The following is a 10,633-nucleotide window of genomic DNA, read 5'->3' on the forward strand; positions in this document are numbered from 1 at the left end:
CTTGTTGTAGGGGGGTATTATAATGGAGGAACAAGGATGCGGTATTACCGGATCGACTTTAAGACAGCGGGTTCTTCGGGTGTTTATGTTGATTTGTTGCGAAACTGGGAGTACTACATTACGATTACCGATGTCTCGGTAGACGGCGAAAACAGCGAAGATGAAGCTTATCGCGGCTCCAGCAACAATGCCATCGCCAGTGTAGAGTCCTGGAATGCGGCCAGTAGCGATTCCCGTATCGGCATCTCCCATCTGTATGTCTCCAAGCGTTATCCGATCGTTAAATATGATGGTACAGAGTTGTTTGCCGGAGATGGTAGGATACAAATAAAAACCACTCATTCGGATGGTTGGCAGTTCGATACCGATGCGACCACGACCGCTACTCTTGCATGGGCGAATGTTTCTGTGACCGGTGGTGTTGCCAACACGGATTATCAGTTGTCGTTTGCCCCGGGGGTAACGACAGTTCCTCGTAGGGGTGAGGCAACAATAGTGTCCGGTAATTTAAAATACAAAATCTATTTTATTCAGAGTCCTATTTTTGCTGTGTCCAATATCTACTACGATGCTGTTGCCGGGCATTTAACTTTTGGTATTGGTGACCCTTCAATGGAGACGTATCAGGGTGTTTACTTTAAATTTGGCAGCCTTACGGGTATTGCTCCTACTCCTGATAATTATAGTACTTCTACTGTTACTTATCCTCCGAGCGGCGGGTCCACAACATCGTCACCGGATTGGGGTTCTATTCCTTATACAAATACAGGTGATCTTGTCCATAACTCTACTAGTATTGCACAAGGTAAAGGTGATATCTGTAAATACCTGACTAGTCAGGGTTGGGCTCCTCCCGGAAACTGGCGTATGCCAACAAATGATGAATTAGTCTTCATGTTAAATAGTGGTGGTTCTTGGGTGAATGGTACAAACACCTCTGGCAACAATGCGGGTACGAACAGTATAGCTTCAGGATGGAGAAATCCTGGTGATATAAATTATCCTTATGGATACTTCTTGCCCGCTTCAGGTTACCGCTACGCCAGCAGCACGGGTCCGTTGGACAATGTGGGTACTTTCGGGTACTATTTTTCGTCGTCACCGAATGTTACGCTCGGTTATTACTTGGGCTTCAACAGTATTGCCGTGTTCACCGGCTACGGCGCGAGCCGATCGAACGGCATGGCTGTTCGCTGTATTGCAGAATAAGCGAACTGAAAGTGAGCGTATTCGATTGATTGGATTAATTTCCTCCGTGCATTTAAAAGCACGGAGGATTAAATACTGCCGTAGGCAGTCGAGAACAATTTTTAGGTTAATATAATACCGGCAATAATCAGCAAGCGAAAGGACAAAATGTTTTACCGAATTGCAAAAAAATAATTAAATTTCATTCTGGAATTTTAAATAACATCTATAATTATAGGAATGAAAGTACTCTTTTATCTGTTAGCTTTCCTTATACTGAATATCTTTCGTTTAAACGGACAGTATCAAAGGGCACCTTCAATAAAAAAAGACACACTGTATTTTGAGCAGAAACAACCACTGAAGTTTTGGAAACGTATAGTCCCTCCCGGCATATTGTTAGGCTTATCTGCTCTTTCCTGGCAGGAAAGAGATCAAGTACGCAGTATCCGCAACCGGTATATCCCTGATTTCCATAACAGACTGGATGATTACATGCAATATGGTCCGGCAGCGACTGTCTTTACGCTGAATTTGGTAGGCGTACAGGGTCGAAACAGACCCGCACGTGCAGCAGTCAACTGGGGCGGTGGGATGCTAATTATGGGAGGTATTGTCAATGTAATAAAGTCTACAAGCCAAATCATGCGTCCCGATGGAACAGCCAAGAATTCTTTCCCTTCCGGACATACGGCAACCGCCTTTATGAACGCGACCTTCCTCCACCGGGAATACGGTCACGTTAATCCCTTGTACAGCATACTGGGATATACGATGAGCACATATACGGGAATAAGCCGTAGTCTGAATAACCGTCACTGGCTGAGTGATATCCTGGCCGGAGCAGGTATCGGTATTCTCTCGGCCGATTTAAGTTACCTGATTGTCGATAACCTGTATAAGAATAAAGGTGATTTCTTTTCAGATTTTAAGGTGCAAACAGAATTGGAGAAGCCCTCGTTCCTGTCGATTAAGATAGGACAAGCATTTTATATGGATATGACTAGTTTTGAAAAAATAGGCTTGGAAGGAGCTCTAGAGGGAGCCTACTTCTTCAATAGAAGGTGGGGCTTAGGCTGTGAAATAGGTTTTATGCATATCCCCTTCGAGGAGGAAAGTTTAGAGGATATTTCTCTGGACCAATTATCTCCAAATCAGATACCTTATTTGGATATTCAATCTTTAGGCTTTGCTTCGTTTATGACTAACGGATATTATTCGAAATTTCTGGGTTCAAAATTAATCATACAGGGGAAAGTGTCTGCCGGCCTGGGAGTCGGGGTAGGTGGTAAGGTCAATCTTATAACCAAGGGACCGGGGACAAGCCAATCGTCAACAGAGATTCTTTTAATGGAATATTCCCTGAATAGAACATGTGTTGTCGGTACAGGCGTTTCAACTACGATGATGGTTGCCCCCTCAATCGGATTGTCGCTGTATGCCGATTACAAATATGCCAACCCAAAAGTCAATATCTGGTATAAAAATAGGGATGTTTCTAATGAAAGCAGCCACTTGTCTCTTAGTTCCCTGTCTTGTGGTATCCGGTTTGTCTCCTTTTTTTCCTCACCCTGAATTTACATTTCTACCATGTTGAAACAATTCCAGATCTTCCATTATATATTATTCTCTTCTCAAGAGATGAATTACTTCCTAATTATTCCTAATATTTAAAATCTATAAAAAATGTAACAGAAAGAATCACCAAATTCAAAAAAGATCCTATGGTCTTCAGGAAAGAATTGTTTAAAAAATCAAAATCTGTGACATAGTAAGTATGGTGTAAAAACGTTAAGTCAATAATACTCTCTGTATATACTTCAACAGATTGTGTGTCTGTATCAAATACTTGTTTAATTCCTGAGTTTGATTGTATTATTTTCATATCCTAATTTTTTTTCGCTGGATCTTCCAAAAAAATCTGGATGATTTAAGATATCATCTATCATTTGCTGTGCTTTCTTCTTTCCATATCTGTCTTCTATGACATCCAACAGATTCATTCTGGCTGTAGCATCAAAAGGTTGTAAACCGAAGTCATCTAAGATTAACAAGTCCATTTTTTCTCAGTTCGGTCGGTATGGTACCTTTTACTTTGGTGGACTTAGGTAGTCCCATCAGCCTGGATGTGTTAGAGTACATAACCTTAAATCTCTTCTGACAGGTTTCATATCCTAAAGCTGTTGCCAGATAAGTTTTGCTTGTAATAAAAATATCTTTCTGAGTACCAAGAAAACTAAGATCCGCCAGTCATTGAATCTGATTCTTATCAAGGCCTCTTTCTGCTGAGAAGCTTAGCCCTTCAACAGAAGCCTTGTGACGGTTAAGCCCTCTTATGGCTCTATCTATTGCTCTGTTACGCATGTCATTCCAGAGAGACTATATTTATTCATTTTGCAGAGACTATGTATAATAAGGATTTCTTGAAGGTTGCCAAATAGGTACTATCAGGACAAAAATAGGTAACGCAATTTAAATAGTTGTTATTAGGCTTTGTTGTTACTTTGTATCCATAAAGGTTAGCATTTGCAAGAAGCCGAAAACCAAGCAAGAAGAGTATTATTTATTTTTCTTTTTTTTCTCAGCAAGAGAAGGTTTCAGATCATAGAAACGTTATAACATAATTACAAATATATGAAACATTTTGTATTTATATTTCTGTTGTTATTCACGCTATCCCCGTTATGGGGACAGGATAGTGCAGGCAATATTTTTCTGGGTACATCGCCAACGCCGTCTCTGGGCGTCAAGACCAATCTCTTATACGATGCCACATCGAGCATCAACTTAGGGTTGGAGTTGAAGCTAGATTCCCGTTATACACTTGACATATCGGGAAATTACAATCCTTTTACTTACTCAGGCAACCGTAAACTCAGACATGTATTAGTACAGCCCGAGTTACGTTATTGGCTTTGCGAACCCTTTTACAGTCATTTTTTCGGCATTCATGCCCTTTATTCCTCTTACAGTGTAGGACATATCAAGTTACCATTGGATTTGTATTCCAGCTTGAATGAGTACCGTTATCAGGGCAATCTCTACGGCGTAGGTTTTTCCTATGGCTATCAATGGGTTCTTTCACCTCGTTGGAGCCTAGAAGCCTCTTTCGGATTCGGGTATATATACACGAATTACGATAAGTACGAATGTAAGACCTGCGGAAAATTGCTTGATAGTAGCTATAAGCATTACCTGGGGCCGACAAAGGCAGGAATATCATTAATCTATCTCATTAAATAAGACACACATGAAACGAATCTATATATTTTATCTGTTAGCAGCCATCTTTCTGATGATTGCATCCGGTCTTCAGTCTCAAAACCGGGGTTCAGCTTATAAGGGTCAGCTGTGGGTCGAAAACTTCGGCGTAAAAGAGGTCAACGAAAACTTAGAGCTAAGCCTGAGAGTACACATACAAGGAAAAGCCGTTCTGGAAGATTGTCAAGCCATGTTGCTTATACCCGAACTTACCGGCGCAGTCACAGAAAACAACTATAGCCAGAGTGGTCTCAAGGGAGAGACTCAATCCTTATTATTTCCCTATATCCGTGTCAGCGGGGAAGACCGTCAAAAGTTGGATGAACGTTACCTTCATCTGGCAGGAATAGAGCGTTTTTTGGTCTATAAACAACCCTTGATGCAGATAAAAGCCAAAGAAGGGATCGATACCACCCTTATATACAATTGGCAAGTTCCTTACGAACCCTGGATGAATTCGGCACGTTTAGTTCTCCACCAGCAGATATCCGGTTGCCGTCAGGAATCAAGTCTTTACACCCTGGTAGTCAGTGACAGGGTTGAATTCGAAGCTCCGGCTGTCTATCAGATAAATCCTGAATTATCCTATCTCATACCGGGCAAGAAAGCTAAAAAATATCAGAGTCAAGGTACAGTTTATCTTGATTTTCAAGATGAAGTTGATGCTAAAAAATCCCGTAACGGCCAGCCACCGGTTCATCTTAACTTTCCAGTCGGAAAGTCTGTTATTCTTCGCGATTTCGGGCGTAATTCCGAAGAACTTCAAAAAATAGAAAGTGTGATCTATGGCGTGAAAAACGATACCGATATGACTATAACAGGATTGTTCATTAAAGGTTATGCTTCACCCGAGGGCACATATGCAACTAATGAACGCCTTTCTCAGGCACGAGTTATTGCTTTGAAAAATTATCTGAAAAACGAGTTCGGTTTAGAGGAAAGCCTTTTCAGGTTGAGTTCCATAGCCGAAGATTGGGACGGATTGGTAGCATTAGTGCAAGCCTCGGATATAGAATACAAAGACAAGATTCTGGAAATCATAGCCACAACAGAGATTATGAACAGACGTGAAGGTACTTTGATGCGACTGGCCAAAGGAGAACCTTATCGTAAAATGTTCAGGGAAATGTTTCCCAAACTCAGGAAGGTTGAATTCCTGCTCTATTATACCATTCGAGATTACACGATAGAAGAAAGTAAAGTTGTGCTGGCTCAAAAGCCGGAGAAGTTATCTGAGTTGGAACTCTTCAATCTGGCTCAAAGCTACGGTAAGGATTCGAAAGAATATATAAATATATTGACAGAAGTGATCCCCCGTTATTATCCGGATGATGTTGCAGCAAGAGTAAATGCTTCGGCTGTCCTGATTGAAAATGGCGACTTAAATGCGGCCAAAGATTTGTTGGAGAATATCGAGAATACAGCCATCCGCAACCATCCGGCTATACAAAACAATCTGGGTGTTATATACCTGAAATCAGGAGATCTCAATAGATCAAAAATCCTTTTTGAAAAATCAGCGGCCTCAGGAAATAAGGAAGCCATACATAACCAAAAAGAAGTACTGGCCAAACCTGTTACTTCAGGGAAGAGATAGATTATAAAAATTTTATTGTAGTATTTATTAATTTTTTATTATTATGAAACGAAAATTCAAATCATTATTAAGTCTGTTATTAACGGTAGGACTTCTGGGTGGTCTTACCAGTTGTTCAAATGACGACGATCAGGGATTAAATTCCGGGGGAAAAGTTGAAGCGGGTAAAAAAGCTTATTTCAGTTTAAGTTTTAGTATGCCGGGAACTTATGCAAACTTGCCTTTCGACGGCAGTCTTGAAGGAGGTACTCCGGCGGAATCTAAAATCAATACCGTTGATGTATTTGTCTTTACAAAGATAGGTGACTTTATTAACCATACTTCACTTCTTGGAAGCGATTTTACTGATCAGGGGATAGATCCCAATAACGGGCAGGTATATACTTCAACAAAGGTAATCGAAACAAAATCGGGAGAAAACTCTATTTATATAGCAGTTAATCTACCAGCATCCGTACAGACTGATATTCTGTCTAAGATCGGCTCTATAGGTCGTAATGCCCTTTATAAGGACCAACAGCTATTGGCCTATAGTGTTGCAGATGAAGCAGGTAGTAATTTTGTTATGGGTAGCAGATACGACGATCCAAGTTTTGTTTCGGTTGATATACCTGTATACGATGCTGCCAATGCTGCAGCCACAACAGTTAGCGTTCAGTCTAACGTAGTTCGTTCAGCGGTGAAATTTGCCGTGGAAAAAGCTCAAACGGTAGTAATCGATGTAACAAATCCGACACTTGCCGGTACTTTCGCTGCAGATCCTGCAGATAATACCAATCCTTTAATCAACTTTGATTTAGGTAATGTGAATAGAAGTATGTATACTGCACAAGCAGTCTCTAACACCGTACTAGACCCTAATTTCACTTTGGTTGTTTTAGACCCTAACTACAGTTCCGATCCGGCTGATGTTGGCCAAGGTCTTTATCCGATTGTTAGAACAGGTATAAACACACCTACTAACATCACTGCTTTCGATAGAGTAGCTTCTGCTAGTAATCCTTCTCCATTAGCTAATAATGCTATAGCGCATCTATATGGCTTGGAAAATACAGCTCCCAGTAATTCTTACGTTGGTAACGTAACCTATGTAGCACTGAAAACTAAATTTGTTCCAACAAATGGAGTGGATGCTAATGGTTCTTTCGGGGCAATCAAAGAGACCGTTACTGGTAATGTTCGTTGGTTTGACAATCAAGCTGCTTACAATACTGCAGTGGCTTCTCTGTTATCAACAGAGGTAGCTTTGGGTTGGTTTCAGAATGGTGAAGTGTATTATACAGTTTACGCTAAGAGACCGGGTGCTTCCAAGAATTTGAATGTATATCGTAATGATTTCTTTAAATTGACAATCAGTAAAATCAATTCTTTGGGTGATCCTAATCCCGGACCGAAAGATCCTTTATCTCCATTGGTAGACGATGCAAAAATTACTGTAAATATTAATGTTTTGCCATGGAATTTACTTCCTTTCAATGTTCAGTTGGATGGTCAGTAATCAAAAAAAGAACCAACACCAACAGGAAAAAAAGCCTGTTGGTGTTATTTAAAGTCTAACTATGTGACAGTAAGTAGTTGTCAAGCAACTTTATTTTTCGATATGACTTTGAGTTGCCGTTTCTACTTGCCAAACGAATCTTGCCAAATGAATAAAACAGGTCTTAGACCTTAATATATATCCAATTTTCAAAAGATGAAAAAATCAAGACGCCTACCATTTTTGTTCCTGACCATCTGTCTCTTGTCCATGACGGTTTTATCCTGCATAAAGGAAGACGAAGACGATTGCTTACCGGAGGAGAGAAGTATACAGGTTTATTTTTCATTTAACGGGAATGGACCAACAGATATAGATCCGGCCAATGTAAAAAATATTCTCCTCTATGTTTTCGACAAGGAGGGGTATTACTGGAGCAGTTATCACGATGACCAAGCCGATCTTACCGATGTAAACTATCATATGCCGGTGTCCCTGCCTGCGGATGATTACCAATTGGTGGCCTGGTGTAACACGGATCAGGGCGATTATGATGCCGGAAGCTTTGAAAAAGGGAAAACAAAATTGTCCGAAGCCATGCTTAGCCTGCGTCGTTCGGCAAACAATAACGATACAATCACACATACCATTGACTATTTATACTTTGGTGATTTGAAACCAATCCATGTAGCGGAAACCGGTAATCAAAAATTCACGGTTCCCATGGTACAAGATACCTACACCATTAATCTGAAAACAGAGGGATTAGATAAGTCTGCCGGCCAGTATACCTTTGTTATTAACGACCGGAACGGCAGCTATTATTTTGACAATTCATTTGCTTCCGACAGGGAGTATCACTATATTCAAAAAGGTTCTGCCGATGCTGCAGGCCAACCGTCCGCCTCTATCCGCACCTTGCGGCTGAAAGAGGAAAGCACGACCATGCTTCGGATTTATGATCAGACAGATAAAAAATTAATTTTCGACCAGGACCTGATCAACCTGATTCGTCAGGCTTACAGTCAGAATTCGACTTATGCCCCGGGCAGTCTTAATTTCTATGCGGTGCATACCTATGATATCCTGTTGGTTTTCGACATGGCCAAGATGACTGTCACTGTATCCATAAACGGTTGGGAAATTAATAAGCAGGAGGAAATCCTGGGATAACTAATTAATCAATCAGCGAATTGGCAGATGAGCAAATATTTTTGTCGCTTTGCTATTTGCTAATATTCGAATCTGCTAATTTGCTTGCTATTTATAATTATGAAATCAAACGAAATAAAATCCTTGGGATTCAAAAAGATGAAGATTTGGTGTATCTTGTTGGTAGTAATGGGGTTCTTGGTGGGTTGTACCTCGGAAGAAGATGTATTTGTGCCTCCCGGGCCGGTAGATCCTTCGGCAGAAAATGTCACTTTCGAGGTCTTCGTGCCGGGTCTGCGGACTCCATCGGCTTACGGCATGACGCAAGACCAGGAGGCTAATGTCAATGAGTTTACCATTCTGGCCTTCCGGAAGGATAACGATATGACCGAGCGGCTCAAGGCCAGAGTCGTAGCTACATCGGCGGATATCAACAATGCCGGAAACGGAACTGGAAATGTAACGGTAAAGGTGTTTATTCCCGGCGGCGCTTACAACCGTTTGGTGTTGATCAGCAATGCAAATGCTCAGGTTGCGGGGTTGACTGTTGGTTCTACGGATGGGCAAGGCAGTGAACTGGCTCTTTTGAATGCGATTGAATATGCCCATAGTGGTAAGTGGGATACGGCTACACCTGCTTATATTCCGATGTCGGCTCAGATTATAGCTGCTACCGATAATGATATCATCATCTCGCCGGGAGTGATCAAAACCTTTAATAACCTCAAACTGGTGCGTATGCTGGCTAAGGTAAATGTTACCAACAGCGCTACAGCTTCTTTTTCCCTGACGGATGTTATACTGTACAATTTCAGTGAAAACGGGTTGTTGGTAAACGATCTGGCTAAATATGCCTTATCTGTGCCACAGCCTAACCTGCCCGGGTCTTTAACGGTGTCCTCTACCGCGGTAACTTATGCCGCTGTAAGCAATAATAAGCTGGAGGACGAGATCTATACCTTTGAGGCGCCTGCGGCTACGGCGGCTGGGGCGGTATCGCCGCGTATAATCTTAAAAGGTACGTATGCCGGCGACGGACAAACTTATTATTATCCGGTTGATTTTACGTATGGGGATGACCGGCCCAACGGAACGGCAAAAGGTGATTTCAGACCCATTGTCCGCAATTATAAATATATATTCAATGTTTCGAAAGTATTTGGTCCGGGATTTGCTACAGCGGCTGGAGCTTTGAATTCCACAGGCGTCTATACCAATATAGAGGCTACGCTTATCGCCTTCGATAATGACTTTCCTCATGTATTTCATGATGATCAGAACTTTTTGGCCACAGATAAAGAGGAGTTTGTTTTTTCTTTCGGGGAAAGAAACGCGGGTTCAACCGATAATATCCTGACGTTGTTAGGGTCATTAAACTGGTCTGTTACTTGTACTGAGGAGGACGGGACACCGGTTACCGGGGGATGGCTGTCAACATCAGTTTCTACGGGTAATCAGGGTCAGAATGTACAATTACAGGTTTTTGTCACCCGGCTAACGGGTTCTGTCTTCCGTAAGGGATACTTGAGAATAGCTGTAGAAGATAGATTTATAGTTCGCGTGCCCGTTACCCAGACCGCTGTTTTTGCCGGGTCCAATATCTATTACGATGCTGTTGCCGGGCATTTAACTTTTGGTGGTATTGATGACCCTTCAAAGGAGATGTATCAGGGTGTTTTGTTTAAATTTGGCAGCCTTACGGGTATTGCTCCTACTCCTGCTAATTATAGTACTTCTACTGTTACTTATCCTCCGAGCGGCGGGTCCACAACATCGTCACCGGATTGGAGTTCTATTCCTTATACAAATACAGGTGATCTTGTTCATGACCAGGCTAGTATTGCGCAAGGTAAAGGTGATATCTGTAAATACCTGACTAGTCAGGGTTGGGCTCCTCCCGGAAACTGGCGTTTGCCAACAAAAGATGAATTAGTCTTCATATTAAGTAATGGTGGTTC

The 10,633-nt window shown here is 41.7% G+C and carries 6 protein-coding genes and 2 pseudogenes; 7 read left to right on the forward strand and 1 reads right to left on the reverse strand.

Annotated features, from left to right (window positions below; all coding sequences use genetic code 11):
- Positions 1-408 precede the first annotated feature (408 nt).
- Both HGC4_RS03865 and HGC4_RS03870 read left to right on the forward strand, forming a co-directional pair.
- On the forward strand, positions 409-1,209 hold the full coding sequence (locus tag HGC4_RS03865; protein ID WP_157258114.1) for a fibrobacter succinogenes major paralogous domain-containing protein: 801 nt from the start codon (positions 409-411) through the stop codon (positions 1,207-1,209).
- Positions 1,210-1,833: 624 nt separating this feature from the next.
- On the forward strand, positions 1,834-2,763 hold the full coding sequence (locus HGC4_RS03870) for a phosphatase PAP2 family protein (protein WP_255349820.1): 930 nt from the start codon (positions 1,834-1,836) through the stop codon (positions 2,761-2,763).
- Positions 2,764-3,041: 278 nt separating this feature from the next.
- On the opposite strand, the pseudogene HGC4_RS19030 reads toward HGC4_RS03870, so the two are convergent.
- A pseudogene (locus HGC4_RS19030) lies at positions 3,042-3,438 on the reverse strand (ATP-binding protein).
- A gap of 384 nt (positions 3,439-3,822) precedes the next feature.
- Here HGC4_RS19030 and HGC4_RS03885 point away from each other — a divergent pair.
- From HGC4_RS03885 to HGC4_RS03905, 5 genes and pseudogenes are all read left to right on the forward strand, one after another.
- Positions 3,823-4,431: a DUF3575 domain-containing protein gene (locus HGC4_RS03885; RefSeq protein ID WP_050708813.1), complete on the forward strand. Its 609-nt coding sequence runs from the start codon at positions 3,823-3,825 to the stop codon at positions 4,429-4,431.
- Positions 4,432-4,765: 334 nt separating this feature from the next.
- Positions 4,766-6,046: an OmpA family protein gene (locus HGC4_RS03890; protein WP_157258116.1), complete on the forward strand. Its 1,281-nt coding sequence runs from the start codon at positions 4,766-4,768 to the stop codon at positions 6,044-6,046.
- A gap of 43 nt (positions 6,047-6,089) precedes the next feature.
- Positions 6,090-7,544: an Mfa1 family fimbria major subunit gene (locus HGC4_RS03895; protein WP_050708815.1), complete on the forward strand. Its 1,455-nt coding sequence runs from the start codon at positions 6,090-6,092 to the stop codon at positions 7,542-7,544.
- A 195-nt stretch (positions 7,545-7,739) separates the two neighbouring features.
- Entirely contained in the window at positions 7,740-8,696 is a 957-nt protein-coding gene (locus HGC4_RS03900; RefSeq protein ID WP_050708816.1) for a FimB/Mfa2 family fimbrial subunit, read from the forward strand.
- A 483-nt stretch (positions 8,697-9,179) separates the two neighbouring features.
- Positions 9,180-10,633: pseudogene (locus tag HGC4_RS03905) on the forward strand (hypothetical protein); the annotation flags it as partial.

The sequence above is a fragment of the Dysgonomonas sp. HGC4 genome (assembly GCF_001261715.1).
Classification (GTDB): domain Bacteria; phylum Bacteroidota; class Bacteroidia; order Bacteroidales; family Dysgonomonadaceae; genus Dysgonomonas_A.